This window comes from Shewanella sp. Iso12 (assembly GCF_012030025.1).
GTDB lineage: Bacteria > Pseudomonadota > Gammaproteobacteria > Enterobacterales > Shewanellaceae > Shewanella > Shewanella algae.
Window position 1 is genome coordinate 58,535 of sequence record NZ_JAAUHW010000016.1, and the last position, 18,510, is coordinate 77,044.

The following is an 18,510-nucleotide window of genomic DNA, read 5'->3' on the forward strand; positions in this document are numbered from 1 at the left end:
AGGCTGGATTAACCATGACTGCCACTGCCCACACCTCCTCTTATTATGCCGATTCGGCCAATGACACCCGTGAACGCAACAGCTTAAGCGAGGTGCTGGAAACCGATGTCTGTGTGATTGGGGCCGGTTATACCGGGCTTAGCTCGGCGCTGCACCTGTTGGAGGCCGGTTTCAAGGTGGTGGTATTGGAAGCGGCTAGAGTGGGCTGGGGCGCCTCGGGCCGCAACGGTGGCCAGATAGTCAACAGCTACAGCCGCGATCTCGATGTGATAGAAAGCACTGTCGGTAAGGCGCAGGCCAAGCTCTTTGGCGAAATGGCCTTCGAGGGCGGCCGCATCATCCGCGAACGCATCGAAAAATACCAGATAGATTGTGACCTCAAAAACGGCGGGGTATTTGCTGCCATCAACCGCAAACAGATGGGGCATCTGCAGCAGCAAAAAGCCCTCTGGGAGCGATATGGCCACACAGAACAGCTGCAGTTGTTGGATGATGCCGGCATTCGCCAGGTGGTCAATACAGACCGTTATATCGGCGGCTTGCTGGACAAGAGTGGTGGCCATATCCATCCGCTGAACCTGGCGCTGGGTGAGGCGAGGGCGGTGGAATCTCTCGGTGGAAAAATTTTTGAGGATTCGGCCGTAGTACGTATCGACGAAGGGGAGTACCCTATAGTACATACCGCCAATGGCCAGGTTAAGGCCAGGTTTGTGGTGGTGGCAGGAAATGCCTATCTTGGCAAACTGCTGCCCCAACTTGCTGCCAAATCCATGCCTTGCGGTACCCAGGTAATCACGACAGAACCCTTGGGTGAAGAGTTGGCCCACAGTCTGTTGCCGCAGGACTACTGCGTCGAGGACTGTAACTATCTGCTGGATTATTTCCGCCTGTCGGCCGACAAACGCCTGATCTATGGTGGCGGTGTAGTGTACGGCGCCCGAGATCCGGAGAATATCAAAGCGATTATCCTGCCCAAGCTGCTCAAGACCTTCCCCCAATTGAAAGGGGTCCGTATCGACTACACCTGGACAGGCAACTTTCTGCTGACACTCTCCCGTTTGCCTCAGGTCGGCAGGATTGGCAGCAACATCTATTACTCCCAGGGCTGCAGTGGTCATGGGGTGACTTATACCCACCTGGCGGGCAAGTTGATTGCCGAGGTGCTGACCGGACAGGCGGAGCGTTTCGATGCCTTTGCCAGCCTGCCCCATTATCCATTTCCCGGCGGACATGCCCTGCGAGTCCCCTTTTCTGCGCTCGGCGCCTGGTATTACAGCCTGAGGGACAAACTGGGTATTTGATGCCTATCCGTACAAGGGCGCTTGGCGCCCATTTAAAGGAGTCGCAATGAAACTTAATCAGAGTGAGCTGCTGCGTGAACAAGCCTATATCGAAGGCCAGTGGCTGGACGCAGACTCAGGCAAGAAGGTCAATATTTTCAATCCGGCCACCGGCGAGCGTATCGGCAGTGTGCCCGAGATGGGCGCATTTGAAACCCACAGAGCCATAGATGCCGCCGAGCGGGCTCTTCCGGCCTGGCGGGCGTTGACCGCCAAAGAGCGCAGCACCATTCTCAAACGCTGGTTCGAGCTTATCAACCAACACGCCGATGACTTGGCGCTGCTGATGACCACAGAGCAGGGTAAGCCTCTGGCAGAAGCCCGCGGTGAGGTCACTTATGCCGCTTCCTTTATCGAGTGGTTTGCCGAAGAGGGCAAGCGGGTTTACGGCGATACTATCCCCGGCCATCAACAGGACAAGCGCCTGTTGGTGATCAAGCAGCCCGTGGGCGTGACTGCGGCCATTACGCCCTGGAACTTCCCGGCGGCGATGATCACCCGTAAGGCGGGTCCTGCACTGGCGGCCGGTTGCACCATGATAGTCAAACCGGCGCCGCAGACCCCTTTTACCGCTCTGGCGCTGGCCTACCTGGCGATTGAAGCCGGCATTCCTCCCGGCGTCTTCAGCGTGATCACCGGCGATGCCAAGGCGATAGGCAATACCCTTTGCGACAGCGCCGTGGTGCGTAAGCTGTCTTTCACCGGCTCGACCGGCGTGGGCATCCATCTGATGCAGCAATGCGCCGTCACCCTGAAGAAACTGTCACTGGAGCTCGGCGGCAACGCGCCCTTTATCGTGTTTGACGATGCCGATCTGGATGCTGCGGTAGAAGGGGCGATGATCTCCAAGTATCGCAATGCCGGCCAGACCTGCGTCTGCGCCAACCGCATCTATGTGCAGTCGTCCGTTTACGATGCTTTTAGCGAAAAGCTGGCCGCCAAAGTGGCCGAGCTCAAGGTGGGTATCGGCACAGAGTCCGGCATTACCACAGGGCCACTTATCGACAAGAATGCGGTGAAAAAGGTGCAGGCTCATCTCGAGGATGCCGTCTCCAAAGGCGCCAGGGTCAAGACAGGCGGCCGGGCGCTGGGCGGTAACTTCTTCGAGCCCACTATTTTGACCGAGGTGAATGGCAGCATGCGGGTTGCCAAAGAGGAAACCTTTGGCCCGCTGGCGCCGCTGTTCCGCTTCGATAGTGTCGATGAAGTGATCGCCATGGCCAACGATACCGAGTTCGGCTTGGCGGCCTATTTCTACGCCAGGGATATCTCCAGAGTCTGGAAAGTTGCCGAGGCGCTGGAATACGGCATGGTGGGGATCAATACCGGGCTTATCTCCAACGAAGTAGCGCCTTTTGGTGGCATCAAGGCCTCGGGGTTGGGACGGGAAGGCTCTAAATACGGCATAGAGGAATATCTGGAGATCAAGTATCTCTGCCTCTCGGTCTGATTAACCCATGTCCCGGCGATGCCGGGACAACAACAGAGGATAGCAGGATGATAAGCAATGACTCTCTGATGGTGCGGCGCCAGGCCGCAGTGGCACCGGGTGTGGGACAGATACACCCTGTGTTTGTGGAACGGGCGGAAAATGCCCGGGTATGGGACGTCGAGGGCCGCGAATATCTGGACTTTGCCGGTGGCATAGCCGTGCTCAATACCGGGCACCTGCATCCCAGAGTCAAGCAGGCGGTTGCCCGCCAGTTGGAAGACTTCTCCCATACCTGTTTTATGGTGCTGGGCTATGAGAGTTATGTGGCCGTCTGCGAGAAGCTCAACGCCCTGGTCCCCGGGGATTTCGCCAAGAAGTCGGCGTTGTTTACCAGTGGCTCGGAGGCGGTGGAAAATGCCCTCAAGGTCGCCAGGGCCTATACCAAACGCAGCGGCGTCATCGCCTTTACCTCAGGCTATCATGGCCGCACCATGGCAACGCTGGCGCTCACCGGCAAAGTGGCGCCCTACAGTAAGGGCATGGGGCTGATGCAGGCCAACGTGTTTCGCGCCCAGTATCCCTGCGCGCTGCATGGTGTGAGTGACGACGATGCGATGAAGTCCATCGAGCAGATTTTCAAGAATGATGCCGAGCCGGCGGATATTGCCGCCATTATTCTCGAGCCGGTGCAGGGCGAGGGCGGCTTCTATGCCGCATCCCCCGAGTTTATGGCGCGGCTGCGCAAGCTGTGTGACAAGGAAGGGATAGTGCTGATTGCCGATGAGGTGCAGACGGGCGCCGGCCGTACCGGCACCTTCTTTGCCATGGAGCAGATGGGTGTTGCCGCCGATATCACGACTTTTGCCAAGTCCATTGCCGGTGGTTTCCCGCTCTCCGGCATTACCGGCCGGGCCGAGATGATGGATGCCATAGGCCCCGGCGGTTTGGGAGGCACCTATGGCGGCAATCCGCTTGCCTGCGCTGCCGCCCTGGCGGTGATAGAAACCTTCGAGAAGGAACAGCTGCTGGCGCGGGCCAACCAGGTGGGCACTGTCATTAAAGAGGCGCTTGGCAAGCTGCAACAGGAGTACGACTTTATTGCCGATGTTCGCGGCCTGGGCGCCATGGTGGCCATGGAGCTGGTTGAAGACGGTGTGCCGAAGCCCGAGTATTGCGCCCGAGTCCTTACCTTGGCGCGGGAGCGCGGTCTTATCCTGCTTTCCTGTGGCACTTATGGCAATGTGCTGCGTCTCTTGGTGCCTTTGACCGTCAGTGACAGGGATCTGCAGCAGGGGCTGGAGATTATTGCCGAGTGTTTCCGGCAACTGCGTAGTTGAGCCAGAAGGATGATAGGGAAGCCCAGCGCTTCCCTTTTTTATGTCTGTGACCCATCCGGAATACAGTTGACACTTTCCAGACTTCTTTTGGGAGAGAGTAATGGTAACAAGTACCAAGCGAACTCAGTGGGGTTGTTCCCTTGCCTTTAATCGGCCGTTGCCGCGCAAATGGAAAAGACGAAATGACTTATCGGCAAGCTCAGCAGCGCCAATGGCAGTGCAAGCCAGAGTGCCGCGAAGGCTTATTGGCACTTTACTTGGTAAAAATAACCCATAAGTGCTAGTAGATTGAGACAGGGAGAGTCCATGGTGCTATCTTTGTAGCTGTTAACCTTTCATTTACAAGCGCATTGCGCCCGCCGCTATCAGGAGCCTTGGATGAAGCAACTCTCCATCGGAACCAAACTTCTCTGGATAACTTCGGCGCTGTTTCTCATAACAGTGGCCATTCTCTCCATCAGTCTCTGGTGGTCTCTGTCGGATCAAAACCAACGTCTGTCGGCAGAGGTGCAGCAGACGCTGGAGCTGGAGATCCGCGATAAGCTCGAGGCCAGTGCGGCCCAATACGGTGAGAAAGTCGCCGGTTTTATTGATGAGGCCTACCGCATTCCCTGGTCATTGGCGGGGATTCTGGAGCTGACCTCTGAGCGGGATCCCATGACCCGGGAAGAAGTGCAGACAACCGTCGAGGCGGTGCTCAGAAAAAACAGCCAGGTTTCCTCCATCTATGCCCAGTTTGAGCCCGATGGATACGACGGCCAGGATTGGCAGTATCAACAGCAAGCGAGCAAACACAGTGTGCCCGGCGCCGGGTCGCTGGAGATCTACTTTACCCGCAATAACGACGGCAGCATTGAGCAACACCAGGTGGACGATGCCGAGGAGAAGTATGTCGCCACGCTTAACGAGTTTGGCATTCGCGAGGCCGAGTGGTATCTGTGCGGTAAAGACACCCTCAAGCCCTGCCTGATGGAGCCCTACCTGTATGAGATAGCTCCGGGCAACAATGAGTTGATGACCTCCTTGACTGTACCGGCGCTGCGCGATGGCAAGTTTGCCGGTATTGTCGGGGTGGATGTCAACCTACCGGTATTTCAGAAACTGATCGATCAACTGTCGCAGTCGCTCTATCAGGGCAAGGCCAAGGTCACTCTGCTCAGCAGCAAGGGGCTGGTGGTGGCTGCCAGTCATTACAGCAAGAAGGCGCGGCCACTGGCCGAGTCTGTCGCCCCTGAGCTGGCCGCCAAAATGGTGGCCCTGGCCGGCGGCGAGGGCTTTATGTTGACGGACAATGACATAGTGGTCGCACACCGCATCGACATTCCTCTTTCCGGTAGTCGCTGGTCGCTGTTGATTGAAGTGCCCAAGGTGGACGCCTTCGCGCCCGTGGCCAAGCTCAGTGAAGAGATGACAGTGATGGCCACCGAATTGGGCAGCTTGCTGCTCGGGGTTGGCGTCTTGGTTTCTGTGCTGGCGGTACTGGCCATAGCTTTGGTGATCCGCAGCATATTGGCACCGCTCAAGAGCATTCAATCCCGGGTTGAGAATCTGGCCAGTGCCGAAGGCGACCTGACCCAAAGCATTCAGGTGACTTCCCACGCCGAGCTTATCGCCCTTGGCGCCGGGGTAAACGCCTTTATTCTCAAACTCAGGGAGCTTATCCGTGAGCTGAAAATGCTTGCCGGACGCTCCCGTGATGAGGGCCAAACCACGGCAGAAATTGCCCGCCAGACACTGGACAGTGTCAATCGCCAATACAGTGAGATAGAGAGTGTGGTGGCCGCGGTCAACCAGATGAGCGCCACGGCCCATGAAGTGGCCAAGGCTTCGGAGCAGACGGCATCCGAAACTGAGTCCATGGCGGTCAATGTCCGCGACAGTGAAACCAGCCTCAACAAGGCGATGGATTACGTCAATACCATGTCCAGTGAGTCGATGCAGGCTAAGGCCGCCGTCGCCAAGGTGGCGGAGAGCAGCAATAACATCAGCAGCATTCTGGAAGTGATCAGCGCCATCGCCGAACAAACCAATCTGTTGGCGCTCAATGCGGCGATTGAAGCGGCCCGCGCCGGCGATCAGGGCCGAGGTTTCGCCGTGGTAGCAGATGAGGTGAGGGCGCTGGCTTCCAAGACCCAGAGCTCGACTCTGGATATTGGTCGTCTAATCGAGTCACTGCAGCAGGAAGTGGGCAGCGCCTCCAATATTATTGAGCGCGGAGTGGAGCAGGCCAAAAACGCCGTGTCGCAAACAGAGCAGGCACTCAGTGCTCTGAATCTTATGGTCAGCCAGCTGGATCAGATCTCGGCGCAGATCACCCATATAGCCACGGCGGCCGAGGAGCAAAGCGCTGTCACCGAAGAGGTGAACAAGAATATCACCGGCATCTCAGACTCGGCGGCCGAACTGGCGCGTCTGGCCGGTGAGGCGGAGCAGAGCAGTCAGACGCTGGCACAGTTGGTGGACAGCCAAAACGATCAATTGGATAGACTCAAGACCTAAGGAAGATGCTAATAAGTCCTCGAGGCTTACATACCCGTCTACTGCATTGTGCTTCTTGCAAAGGACTTGGGCCATTTGTTGCGAACCACGCCTTCGGATCAATGCCTGTGATGTTCATCAGACAGGGACGCGACAGTATCGACCACATTGCGGGCTCCGTCGAGAATCGCGCCCATTACGTCTGCGACTTCCTGTAACTGGGTCTTACCCTGGTTGGCCGCCTCGGCCACCGCCGCCATTTCCCGGGTGGCCTTGTCTGTGAGCTGACCATTTTGACTGACGACAGAGCCTATCTCCTTGGTGGACTCACTGGTGCGGGCCGCCAGTTGTCTGACTTCATCAGCGACGACGGCAAACCCCCGTCCTTGCTCACCGGCGCGGGCCGCTTCAATCGCGGCATTGAGCGCCAACAGGTTGGTCTGTTCGGCGATGGCGCTGATGGTCGAGACTATCGCCTGGATATTGCGTGACTGTTCATTGAGCTGAGCTATCGCCTCTGAGGCCTGCTGCACCTGAGACGCTATGCTGTTGGAGGTGGCGGTTACCCTGTCCAGCCTGTCTATCGCCTGCTCGACTGTGGCACCGGTATTCAGCGCCGTGCTGTGGGCTATTTCGGCCGCTTCCTTAATCGCCTGGGACTTTTCTATCCTGGCGGTGATATCACTGGCAAACTTAATCACCTTGATCACCTTACCGGCGGGATTGCGTATGGGGTTATAGCTGGCCTCAAGCCAGACGGTTTGCCCCAGCTTATTGAAGCGTTTAAACAGCCCGGACTTGAACTGGCCCTTGTTGAGCTCTTCCCAAAAATGGGGGTGTTCCCGGTAGAAGGCCTCGTCACAAAACAGCTTGTGGTGTTGCCCCTTCAGTTCGGCCCGGGTATAGCCCATGACGTCGAGAAAATTGGCGTTGGCTTCAATGATATTACCTTTGGGATCAAACTCGATAATCGCCTGGGAGTTATCCAGGGCGTTGGCCACGGCTTTTTGAGTGTCGGTTTCCATTTGGCTGTTGGTGACATCGGCGGCAATCTTCATGACGCGGGTGACTTTACCCTGCTCAAACACGGGGAAATAGGTGGCCTGCAAATAAATGCTGCTGCCATCTGCGTGGCGACGTTCAAACACCCCGGCAGCGGCTTTTCCTTGCCTGAGCTGTTCCCAAAAACTGCGGTACTGGGTTGAGGCGGCATAATCGGCCTGACACAAGGTTTTGTGTGGCATGCCTTTGAGCTTCTCATGCTCCAGGCCAAACAACTCGGCAAACAGGAGATTGGCTTCTATCACAGTGCCATCGGGCGTGAATACCACACAGGCAAGCGACTGCTCTATGGCTTGCACAGTTGCCAGTTGCTTGGACAGCTGCAATTGACATTGTGCCAGGGCTTGTTTGGACGATTTATTAAAAAACATAAAACAGATCCCCATTTGTTAGGTTTAGTCGGCAGCTTGCTGTCGGCTCGTATTCTGAGGCGAGAATCCATTTCGCAGTTGTCATTCCGGATGCAGGGCTGCAGCTTTAACTTATTATAGCTTCAGTGAAAGGTAGCATAAGCGTGGCAGAGTAAAAGGCGTGGATGAAGCCAAAGTTACTCCTGTGCAGAGGCGCTCAAGAAATAAGACTCGCCGGCAGGCTATCAGCTTTTAATGAACATAAGATGTCAAGCTGGGGAAAAGTGATCGCGAGTTTCTCTGAATATAAGCTCTGGCCGGCAAAGAGGGGCCCGGATTGCCTTGTCTGGCTTCTATTGGGAACTTGGCAAATCGGTTACAAGGGGTTATCGCAAGGGACATGTATGTTTGATTATGAAAATCAATCGGTTAAAAAGCTGTTTTCCTGCTTGATAAAGAGAACTCCTTTGGGCTTTGAGCCGCTACAGTTTAGTAAGTTGTGATATTTATCACAGTTTGCCCGGGCATAAGATCCCACTCTGTTATGGCTATTTTATCTTTAGTCGCCATTGAGCGCGGCTATCGCCAACAAGCAAAAGGAGTGTATATGGCAACCAAGAAAGTCAAGGCACCCACCATAGATATAGGTATCTCTGATGCGGATCGTAAAAAAATTGTCGCGGGGCTTTCTGCGCTGCTGGCCGACAGTTATACCCTGTATCTGATGACCCATAATTTCCATTGGAACGTCAAAGGGCCGCAGTTCAACAGCCTGCATCTGATGTTTATGGAGCAATACACGGAGCAATGGAATGCGCTGGATGAAATCGCCGAGCGGATCCGCGCCTTGGGGTATCCGGCGCCGGGGACTTATAAGGAGTTTGTGCGTCTGGCATCCATCAAGGAAGTGGAAGGTGTGCCCTCTGCCAATGAGATGATATTGCACCTGGTCGAAGCCCAGGAGGCCACGGCCCGCACCGCCAGAGCCCTGTTCCCCGTTATCGACAAGGCCAATGATCAGCCGAGCGCCGATCTGCTCACCCGTAGACTGGAAGTCCACGAAAAGACTGCCTGGATGCTGCGTAGCTTGCTGGAGGAATAGCCTAAACGCTAGGCGCTACGCATCAAAAAGCCGCCCCGGAGTGCTCCAGGGGCGGCTTTTTTACTCTTGCTAACTTGAAGTGGCAGTTGTGTTGGCAATCTTCGTTCATCCCAATCACATAGTTTGCCCATGTTGATGGGGAGCCACTCTTGCAGCCTTTGCCTCCTTGCCGCAACGCCAAGTCGTTTGGCGCTATTTATTCAAGGCTTAAGTGCCTTTCTCAAGGTGTCAGGCCTTTTCTGGAATACGCTCCAGTACAGCCAACAGCAGCTGCCAATATTGGCCCACTGTGGTGATATTCACCATTTCATCAGGGCTGTGAGGGAAACGTATGGTGGGGCCGATAGACACCATATCCATGGCCGGATAGGGCTCCTTGAACAGGCCACATTCCAAACCTGCATGGATCACCATGATCACCGGCTCTTTATGGTAGATGTCCTGATAGGTGTCGCGCACAATCGCCATCACAGGAGACTGGCTGTCTGGCTTCCAGCCTGGGTAGGCGCCGGAAAGATCGATTTCGGCACCGGCCAGGTTGGCCAGGGCGATCAGCATGCCTTCAATCTGGCTGCGGCCAGAGTCAATCAAGGAGCGGATCAGGCACAGGAGTTTGACATCCTGCTCGCTGGTATTGATCACCCCGAGGTTGAGTGAGGTCTCTGTCACGCCTTCAATCTCGTCACTCATCCGCATGACACCATTGGGGCAGGCATGCAGCAGATCGATAAGGGTGTTCTGACTCTGCTCGCTCATCACCTTGGCAGGCAGCGGCACTTCGGTGAGTGTCAGGCAAGCGGCCGGATCGGCAACCGCCAGCTCTTCTCTAAGCAGCGCCTGGAAAGCCGCGGTGGCTTCGCTCAAAGCTGTGGCTTGTTCGGCCGGCACCAGAATAGTGGCACTGGCTTCACGGGGAATGGCGTTACGCAGCGAGCCGCCGTTGAATTCGGCCAGTTCCAGCTGTAGGCTTTCGCTGTGTTCAAACAGAAAACGGGCCAGCAGCTTGTTGGCATTACCTCGTCCCAGGTGAATGTTCACCCCTGAGTGGCCACCCTTTAGCCCGGAGAGCGTCAGGTTGAATGCCTGGAAACCATCGCCTGTGGCTTCCCAGACCATAGGCAGGGTGATCTCGGCATCCACGCCACCGGCGCAGCCCATGTAGATCTCGCCTTCCTGCTCGGAATCTGTGTTGATCAGGATTTCACCGCGAAGCATACCGGCTTCCAGGCCAAAGGCTCCTGTCATACCCGCTTCTTCATCTATGGTCAGCAGCACTTCCAGTGGCCCGTGGGGAATATCGTCACTGCCGAGAATTGCCAGCGCCGATGCCATGCCTATGCCGTTATCGGCACCCAGAGTCGTGCCCTGAGCCTTGACCCAGTCGCCATCAATCCAGGGCTGGATCGGATCTTTGACGAAGTCATGCTCTTTATCGGCATTTTTCTGCGGCACCATATCGATATGGGCCTGGATCACCACGGGTTTGCGGTTTTCCATCCCGGGAGTGGCATCCTTGCGAATAATCAGGTTACCGACTTTATCTTCGATAACCTCAAGCTGACGGTCTTTGGCCCAGTTCTGAATATACTGGCTGAGCGCGGCTTCATGCTTGGATGGGTGAGGAATGGCACAGATTTGTTCAAACCACTGCCATAGAGGCTGAGGTTGCAATTGGCTGAGACTGGACACAGCAAACTCCTGATCTTTTCGTCTGGTTGGCGGGCTTGGACCGGGCCAAGCGCGAGTTGTCATCAGTCTACCACAGAGCGACGTAAGGGCGCAGAACCCAGTTGGGACAATTGTTTATTTGTGGCAGCGAAACTTGCCAGCTAGATATTGGTAATCCGGCGCCGGAAAGGGAATAATGCTGGGCGCCAATAAAAAATAATTAGGATGGGTCATGGTTGAATTTATTGATGTTACTGACCAGGATGCAATTTTCAGTGAGGCAGACTGGGATGCATTGCTGGTGGTCAGCGCCGATGTGACGGCGTGTCCAATCGAAGAGGTGGCTATGCTGGCCTCCCACGGGGCTCAAGTTGACAAACGGGTGGGCAAGAGCCCGACGCTGTTGTTTGCGCCCGGGCTTGCCGGTGGCCGCTTGATTATCGCCCCGGTCGCGCCGCTTGGCGATTATGACGATGTGCGTGCCTTCGCCAATGCTGCCCGGGCCGGTATCGCCATCGCCCGTGACGCCGGAGCCAAAAGGCCGCTATTGTGGGTCGATAAGCCTGCATCCTTAGGTGATGAATACGCCAAGGCAGATATGGTTGCGGCGCTGGCAACGGCGCAGGAGCTATGGCAGCCATTGGAAGCCCGTGAGGCGGGCGCCGCCCTTGACAGCATAGAAGCCATAGGGGTGATGAACGGCGCCGATGCCGGCATGCTCAATGCCATTGAAGCCGGCCGCACCCTTGCCAGAGATCTTTGCGGCACTGAGCCCGAGCGCATGGGCGCGCCTGCCTTTGCCGATTACTGCCTCAACGCCTTCAAAGATTCAGGGCTGTCGCTGCAGGTCGTGGAAGACAGAGACATTCTCGAGCGGGACTATCCCTTGCTGAGCGCTGTGGCGCGGGCCTCTTTTGCCGTGGCCAGACATCAGCCCAGAGTCGTTAAATTGGAGTACCGCGGCGAAGGTGAAATCCAGCACAACTATTTCTTTGCCGGTAAGGGCGTGGTGTATGACACAGGCGGCGCCGATCTGAAAGTGGGCGGCGCCATGGCCGGTATGAGCCGCGACAAGGGCGGCGCGGCTGCCGTGGCCGGTTTGATGAAGACCTTGTCATTACTCAAGCCCAAAGGCATTCGTGTGGTGGCCGAACTGGGGCTGGTACGCAACAGTATAGGCAGCGAAGCCTTTGTCACGGACGAAATCATCACAGCCCATTCGGGTGTCAGGGTCAGGATCGGCAATACCGATGCCGAAGGACGTTTAGTGCTGGCCGACTTGCTGTCCCATCTGCGTTTAAAGGCGCAGGGCAGTGCGGCGCCCGAGCTATTCTCTGTGGCAACCCTGACCGGCCATGTGGTGCGAGCCTATGGTTCTTACAGTGCGGTAGTGGCCAACGCCGTTGCCGAGCAACAGGCATTACCCAAGCGGTTGCAAGCCAGCGCTGAGCGTTACGGTGAAGGGCTGGAGCTGTCCCGTTTGCGTAAGGAAGATTTTGCCAAGGTGCGTGATGTTTCCGGTGCCTCTGAGCTACTTTCTTCCAATAATGCGCCCTCATCGGTTACCGCCAGAGGACACCAGTATCCGGCGGCCTTCCTGCTAAAGGCTTCCGGATTGGCGCAACACGGGGTAAAAGACGCTCAGCCCATGGCCTATAGTCATCTGGATATCGCCGGCAGTGCCACAGAAGGTGATCCCCTCTATGGCAAACCTACGGCGGCGCCGCTGCTTGGGTTGTTTGCCTATATAACTGAGTAAGCCCTCAACGCCTCCCGGCCGATGTCGTCGGCCGGGTTATCCCTGCACCCTGTCCGTTGGCTTTTCTTCACTTGGCGACCGCTATGTTGGTATTCCATAGCCCCGACATTTGCTGGACGTCATCTCACCCAAGCTATCCACTGTGAGTGATTGGATCTCGCCCCTGCTTTAGGTTGTTATCTGGCACGGTATCTGAAAACAACAGAAAACTTTCAGACGGATTTTTACCCAGCCCTTGGATGGGGTGATCCAATTCACTTTAACTGGTCTTACCTCTTTGAGATCACGCTTTTACCCCCGCCGGGAGACTAACATTTGGGCTGTAACTGACAGCTAATTACAGTGTTAGATTTTACTTAATTGGAATGAGTTTGGCCTGATTTGCTTTTGATTTATTTATTTAAAATCAAATGTTAATGAGTATTCTCTTACTATGTTTCGAGATGTATCATTAGGTGCGTTGGGTAAATCCTGTGTAACTTTTATGTAATTACCTTACAGTTTTAGGTGTATTTTAAATTTTTAGCCTCAATACTTGTAATAAAATTACAGGAAGCTATAATAGCTCTCGTTGGTTAGGCAAGCGCCTTCCACCTCTAGTCAATCCAGGATGGATAACTATCTCCAGGGAAATGAGTGACAAGTTGTCTCCACGGATATGAGAACCTCTAGTTCCAGGGAACCGAGCCAAGCTTCACTAGAGTATTTATTTCACAACTTTGTTAGGAGTATCGGCTATGTCTTACACAGGCAAAAACAACGTAGTTTATTGGAGCAACACCTGGTTTGATTGTCAGGTTTTGCGCGGCGGCATGTTCGCCATGAGTTTCAAGGGCTGACTACCCCTTTAAGTAGTTCCATCATCCATCAACCTTTGTTCACCACTCTGTGGTGTATTTAGACTCAAGTCGCAATAGAAGTTTTGCTTCTGTTGCCAGGTGTTACCCGCTAGCGCGGTAGACTCTTTCCCTTTTGGGTGCTTGATACATGTCTTGGCCTGCTCTTTGAGCAGGCTTTTTTTTGTCCGCAGCAAAATGTGAATAAATTGTGAGCTGGTGGGCATTTAATGGATACCACAGGTAGCCTCCGTGCTCTGGTGCTGGTCTGATCAGGTCAAACTCCCTATAATCTGCCGCCGATGACCTCGTTAAAGAAGTGTCACAAACCTCCCTACACTCAAACTCAAGGAACCTGGTTCCATGTTGGAAAAACTGTTCAAGTTAAAGCAAAACAAAACCTCTCTGAAGCAGGAAGCCGTGGCGGGTCTGACCACCTTTCTGACCATGGCTTACATCATCTTTGTTAACCCCTCTATGCTGGCCGATGCCGGTATGGATCAAGGCGCTGTCTTTGTGGCGACCTGTGTCGCGGCGGCGATAGGTTGTCTGGTCATGGGGCTGCTGGCCAATTATCCCATAGCCCTGGCGCCGGGAATGGGCCTCAACGCCTTTTTTACCTACACAGTTGTGGGGGAAATGGGCTATAGCTGGGAAACCGCGCTCGGCGCAGTATTCCTCTCCGGGATCTGCTTTATGATCCTCTCCCTGGTGCGAATTCGGGAATGGGTGGTCAACTCCATTCCCATGTCGCTGCGCCTTGGCATAGCCGCAGGTATCGGCTTGTTTTTGGCGCTCATCGGTCTCAAGAGTGCCGGCATAGTGGTTGCCAACCCGGCAACACTCGTAGGTATGGGCGATATCACCGCATTTCCGGCGCTGATGTCGGTACTGGGGTTCTTCCTGATCATCGCTTTTGTTCAGCGTGGTTATAAGGCGGCAGTGATCCTCAGCATTCTGGTCATCACAATGTTGGGGCTGGCCTTTGGTGATGTGCAATATAGTGGCCTGGTATCCATGCCGCCTTCCATAGCGCCCACCTTTATGAAGATGGATCTCTCCGGCATGCTGGAGATCAGCATGATTTCCGTGGTGTTTGCCTTTTTGTTTGTGGACTTGTTCGATACCTCGGGCACCTTGGTAGCCGTGGCCCATCGTGGTGGTTTTCTGGATGATAAGGGCCGCCTGCCAAGACTCAATCGTGCCCTGACCGCCGACAGCGCTGCCACTATTGCCGGGGCCATGCTGGGTACCTCGACCACCACAAGTTATGTCGAGAGCACCTCAGGCGTTAGTGCCGGTGGCCGTACCGGCTTGACCGCCGTCGTGGTCGGGCTGCTGTTTTTGGCCTCGCTCTTTATCTCGCCGCTGGCTGGTATGGTGCCGGCCTATGCTACCGCGGGCACCCTCTTCTATGTGGCGATTCTGATGATGTCTGGTTTGGTGCATGTAGAGTGGGAAGATTTGACCGAGGCTGCCCCTGTGGTGGTGGTCTGCCTGTTGATGCCATTAACCTTCTCAATTGCCACTGGGATCGCCTTTGGCTTTATCGCCTATGCGGCGATTAAACTTCTCTGCGGCCGTTTTCGCGATCTCAACGCCGGGGTTGTGGCACTGGCGCTGCTGTTTATTCTCAAGTTTGCCTACGGGAGCTAAAGGTAAAACGCGAGCAAGTGCTTTATAAACCGTATTTATTTTGAGGGTCATACTTTGTATGGCCCTTTTTGTATGAGATACCGCAATAAATAACGATTTTATCCACTTGAAGGCCTACTGCCGCTAGGAATCAGGCGACGGATTGGGTATAAGATTTATCCCCGACTTTTTTAAGCAAATACAAGTGATGAACTTGAGTGACACACGCTACCGCCGGGTAGTGGTAAAACTGGGTACCAGTGTACTTACCTCCGGCAGCAAGCGCCTGGACAAGGCCCATATGGTCGAGCTGGCCAGGCAGATGGCGACCCTGATGCGCGCCGGTATCGAAGTGGTTTTGTGTACCTCCGGCGCCATTGCCGCCGGGCGTGAGCATCTGATGTATCCGGAGTTGCCGGATACCATGGCCAACAAACAGTTGCTGGCGGCCGTGGGCCAGAGCCAGTTGATTCTGGCCTGGGCGCAGTTGTTCAGTATTTATGGTCTGCACGTGGGGCAGTTGCTGCTTACCCGGGCGGATCTGCACGATCGCGAGCGCTATCTCAACGCCAGAGATACCCTGAATGCGCTGCTGAAACAGAATATTATCCCCATCATCAATGAAAACGATGCCGTTGCCACCAATGAGATCAAGGTAGGGGACAACGACAACTTGTCCGCCCGGGCGGCGCTTTTGTGCGATGCCGACTTGCTGATCCTGCTGACAGACCAAAAAGGCTTGTTCGATGCCGATCCGCGCCATAATCCCAATGCTCATCTTATCAGCGAAGTGGCCAATATCGACGACAGCCTGCGGCAACTGGCCGGCGGCTCGGTTTCCGGTTTGGGTACCGGCGGCATGGCAACCAAGCTGGAGGCGGCCGACATAGCTCGCCGCGCCGGTATTGAGGTGGTTATTGCTTCGGGTCATCATCCGGATGCCATCGAAAAAATCGCTGCCGGCGAGTCAGTGGGGACTCACTTCTGCGCCATCGAAACCCCGCTGGAGAGCCGCAAACAGTGGATCCTTGCCGGGCCCAAGGCCAAGGGGAAACTGACCTTGGATGAAGGCGCGGTGCGAGCGGTAACCGAAAAGGGCCGCAGTCTGCTGTCCAAGGGGATTATCGCCGTCGAGGGCGAGTTTGAACGGGGCGCCACAGTGCAACTCTTGGATCCCAATGGCCGTAAACTGGCGCGGGGGATCTGCCGCTACAGCGCCGTGGCCCTCAAACGTATCGCGGGCCAGCATTCAGATAACATTGAATCCTTGCTGGGCTATGACTATGGTGATGCAATAGTGCACCGCAACGACATGGTGGTTTTATGACAGCTGAATATCTGCAACAACTGGGGCAAAGGGCCAAGGAAGCCAGTTTTGCCCTGGCCAATCTTTCCGGCAGTGACAAGCAGCAACTGCTGCATAATATCGTTGCCGCTCTCAAGGCCGATGAAGCGGCAATCCTCGCGGCCAATGAGCAGGATGTAGCCGCGGCTAAAGAGGCTGGCCTCAACGCGGCCATGATAGACAGGCTGCTGCTGGATAAGCCGCGCCTGGCTGGAGTCATAGCCGATATCGACAATGTGATTGCCCTTGCCGACCCTATTGGCCGCGAATATGACAGCCGGGTGCTGGATAATGGCTTGCGCCTGTGTCGGCGCGCCGTGCCACTGGGGGTGATAGGCGTTATCTATGAGGCCAGGCCCAATGTGACTGTGGATATTGCCGTGCTGGCACTTAAAACCGGCAACGCGGTGATCCTCCGTGGCGGCAAGGAAACCCTGAAATCCAACCAGGCGCTGGCCAAGGCGATTCGCCAGGGCGTTAAAGCCAGTGGCTTGCCGGAAGATGCGGTGCAGCTTATCGACAACCCGGATCGCACTCTGGTTACCGGCCTGCTCAAACTGGATCAATATGTGGATATGATAGTGCCCCGCGGCGGCGACAAGCTGCAGCGGCTCTGCGCCGAACAGGCGACCATCCCGGTTATTCTCGGCGGTATCGGCATCTGCCATCTCTATCTGGATAAGGCGGCCGATCTGGAGAAGGCCATTCCTGTCATTCTCAACGCCAAGGTGCAGCGCCCAACCGTATGTAATGCCCTGGATACTCTGTTGGTGCACAAGCAGGTAGCCAAGGAGGCATTGCCCAAGGTGGCCAAGGCCTTAGTCGATGCCGGAGTTAAGCTGGTAGGCTGCCCCGAGACTGTGGCGATTCTTGGGGCTGAGCAAGTGGCCGCCGCCAGTGAGGATAGCTTTGCTACCGAGTGGCTATCTCTCAATCTGGGGATCCGGGTAGTCGATGATATCCAGCAGGCCATAGGTCATATTCGCCGCTATTCCAGCGGTCACTCCGAGGCTATCCTCACGGATGATATCAATGCTGCTACCGAGTTTATGAACCAGGTGAATGCGGCGGCGGTTTACCTCAATGCCAGCACCCGTTTCACCGATGGTGGCCAGTTCGGCCTGGGCGCTGAGGTGGCTGTCAGTACTCAGAAACTGCATGCCAGAGGCCCCATGGGACTGGAAGCACTGACCACCTATAAGTGGTTGGGAGTCGGTGATTATACCGCCAGAAGTTAGTGTTTACTTCTTGTAAAAGGTATTCAGAGCATCGTATAACCCAAGCCCCGCAGTTGCGGGGCTTTTGCTTTGGCCGCTTACGATTCAGCTCTTAATCGCCGCAAAACTGCCGCGGCAGAGCTTGGCCAAGTCTTCTGCTGCAAGACAGATCTCCAGTCCGCGGCGACCGGCGCTGACATAGATGCTGTCAAACTCCTGGGCGCTGGCGTCTATCACTGTAGGTAACTGCTTTTTCTGCCCCAGAGGGCTGATGCCGCCCACCAGATAGCCGGATGAACGCTGCGCCAACTGCGGATTGGCCATCACCAACTTCTTGGCCTTAATCGCCTTGGCAACGCATTTCAAGCTGAGTTGATGATTCACTGGCACCAGGGCCACCGCCAGTGGCGGTGACTTTTCATCGCTGCTGACTAGCAGAGTCTTGAATACCCGGTTGGGATCCAGTCCAAGTGCACTGGCGGCCTCTTCTCCGTAGGAAGGGGCATTCTTGTCATGGTGATATTCGTGAACGGTAAAAGAGATCCCCGCCTTGGTGGCGAGATCGATTGCGGGTGTCACAAGTGTCTCCTTAGGTGATGGCGTGAGTAGCGTTTAGTATCGCGTTTTAATCCGGATATCTGTTGCGCCAAAACCTGTCTAACTATCAAAACAGGTGTCATAGCATAAGCCTCAAGCCTTTCTGGGTCGAGACAGCGGGTCACTCTTTTAAGACTCAGTTTAAGAGCAAGACCACAAAGCGGCACAAAAGCTTAAGTATCAACTCAGACAATAGCTTAGAAAATAGCCAAGAAAAATAGCTCAGACAATAGCCTAGATATCGGTGGCGATTCAATCTGAATTCGGGGCTAATCTAGGCTGGCAAAATCGATAGGCCAGGGAAGGGCTTTAAACATGAGTCAAGTCAAAATAAAACGCCCGGCATCAGGCC

12 protein-coding genes are annotated in these 18,510 nt (G+C 55.3%); 9 read left to right on the plus strand and 3 right to left on the minus strand.

The features are described 5' to 3' along the window. The first annotated feature begins 14 nt into the window (after nucleotides 1–14). The 4 genes from HCX89_RS20505 to HCX89_RS20520 all read left to right on the plus strand — a co-directional run bounded on the left by HCX89_RS20505 (nucleotide 15) and on the right by HCX89_RS20520 (nucleotide 6,608). On the plus strand, nucleotides 15–1,301 hold the full coding sequence (locus HCX89_RS20505) for an FAD-binding oxidoreductase (RefSeq protein ID WP_025009897.1): 1,287 nt from the start codon (nucleotides 15–17) through the stop codon (nucleotides 1,299–1,301). Nucleotides 1,302–1,347: 46 nt separating this feature from the next. After that, nucleotides 1,348–2,790 carry an NADP-dependent succinate-semialdehyde dehydrogenase gene (gabD, locus tag HCX89_RS20510; protein ID WP_167717220.1) on the plus strand — a complete coding sequence of 481 codons (1,443 nt, stop codon included), beginning with the start codon at nucleotides 1,348–1,350 and terminating at the stop codon, nucleotides 2,788–2,790. Nucleotides 2,791–2,837: 47 nt separating this feature from the next. After that, nucleotides 2,838–4,109, plus strand: a complete 1,272-nt coding sequence (gene gabT / locus HCX89_RS20515) for a 4-aminobutyrate--2-oxoglutarate transaminase (RefSeq protein WP_025887874.1) — start codon at nucleotides 2,838–2,840, stop codon at nucleotides 4,107–4,109. 378 nt (nucleotides 4,110–4,487) lie between these two features. Further along, entirely contained in the window at nucleotides 4,488–6,608 is a 2,121-nt protein-coding gene (locus HCX89_RS20520; RefSeq protein ID WP_028780685.1) for a methyl-accepting chemotaxis protein, read from the plus strand. Nucleotides 6,609–6,706: 98 nt separating this feature from the next. Here HCX89_RS20520 and HCX89_RS23040 read toward each other — a convergent pair whose 3' ends face one another. Beyond that, nucleotides 6,707–8,020: a PAS domain-containing methyl-accepting chemotaxis protein gene (locus HCX89_RS23040; protein WP_217351540.1), complete on the minus strand. Its 1,314-nt coding sequence runs from the start codon at nucleotides 8,018–8,020 to the stop codon at nucleotides 6,707–6,709. A gap of 586 nt (nucleotides 8,021–8,606) precedes the next feature. On the opposite strand from HCX89_RS23040, the gene HCX89_RS20530 reads away from it, so the two are divergent. Continuing rightward, nucleotides 8,607–9,101 carry a Dps family protein gene (locus HCX89_RS20530; protein ID WP_025009901.1) on the plus strand — a complete coding sequence of 165 codons (495 nt, stop codon included), beginning with the start codon at nucleotides 8,607–8,609 and terminating at the stop codon, nucleotides 9,099–9,101. 228 nt (nucleotides 9,102–9,329) lie between these two features. Here the strand turns inward: HCX89_RS20530 and HCX89_RS20535 are convergent, their stop codons facing one another. Next, entirely contained in the window at nucleotides 9,330–10,790 is a 1,461-nt protein-coding gene (locus tag HCX89_RS20535; RefSeq protein WP_109248178.1) for an aminoacyl-histidine dipeptidase, read from the minus strand. Between the two features lie 211 nt (nucleotides 10,791–11,001). Between HCX89_RS20535 and HCX89_RS20540 the strand changes: the two genes are divergently transcribed. From HCX89_RS20540 to HCX89_RS20555, 4 genes are all read left to right on the plus strand, one after another. Further along, nucleotides 11,002–12,528 carry a peptidase M17 gene (locus HCX89_RS20540; protein WP_028780682.1) on the plus strand — a complete coding sequence of 509 codons (1,527 nt, stop codon included), beginning with the start codon at nucleotides 11,002–11,004 and terminating at the stop codon, nucleotides 12,526–12,528. 1,199 nt (nucleotides 12,529–13,727) lie between these two features. Next, a complete protein-coding gene (locus HCX89_RS20545; protein ID WP_144218723.1) occupies nucleotides 13,728–15,020 on the plus strand; it encodes an NCS2 family permease in 1,293 nt (430 codons plus the stop codon). Between the two features lie 187 nt (nucleotides 15,021–15,207). Next, nucleotides 15,208–16,326: a glutamate 5-kinase gene (proB, locus tag HCX89_RS20550; protein WP_025009905.1), complete on the plus strand. Its 1,119-nt coding sequence runs from the start codon at nucleotides 15,208–15,210 to the stop codon at nucleotides 16,324–16,326. Then, nucleotides 16,323–17,582, plus strand: coding sequence for a glutamate-5-semialdehyde dehydrogenase (locus HCX89_RS20555; RefSeq protein WP_096141569.1), 1,260 nt, complete (start codon nucleotides 16,323–16,325; stop codon nucleotides 17,580–17,582). The genes proB and HCX89_RS20555 overlap by 4 nt, the downstream gene beginning before the upstream one ends. An 84-nt stretch (nucleotides 17,583–17,666) precedes the next feature. Here the strand turns inward: HCX89_RS20555 and ybaK are convergent, their stop codons facing one another. Continuing rightward, nucleotides 17,667–18,140, minus strand: a complete 474-nt coding sequence (gene ybaK, locus HCX89_RS20560) for a Cys-tRNA(Pro) deacylase (protein WP_028780679.1) — start codon at nucleotides 18,138–18,140, stop codon at nucleotides 17,667–17,669. Nucleotides 18,141–18,510 lie beyond the last annotated feature (370 nt).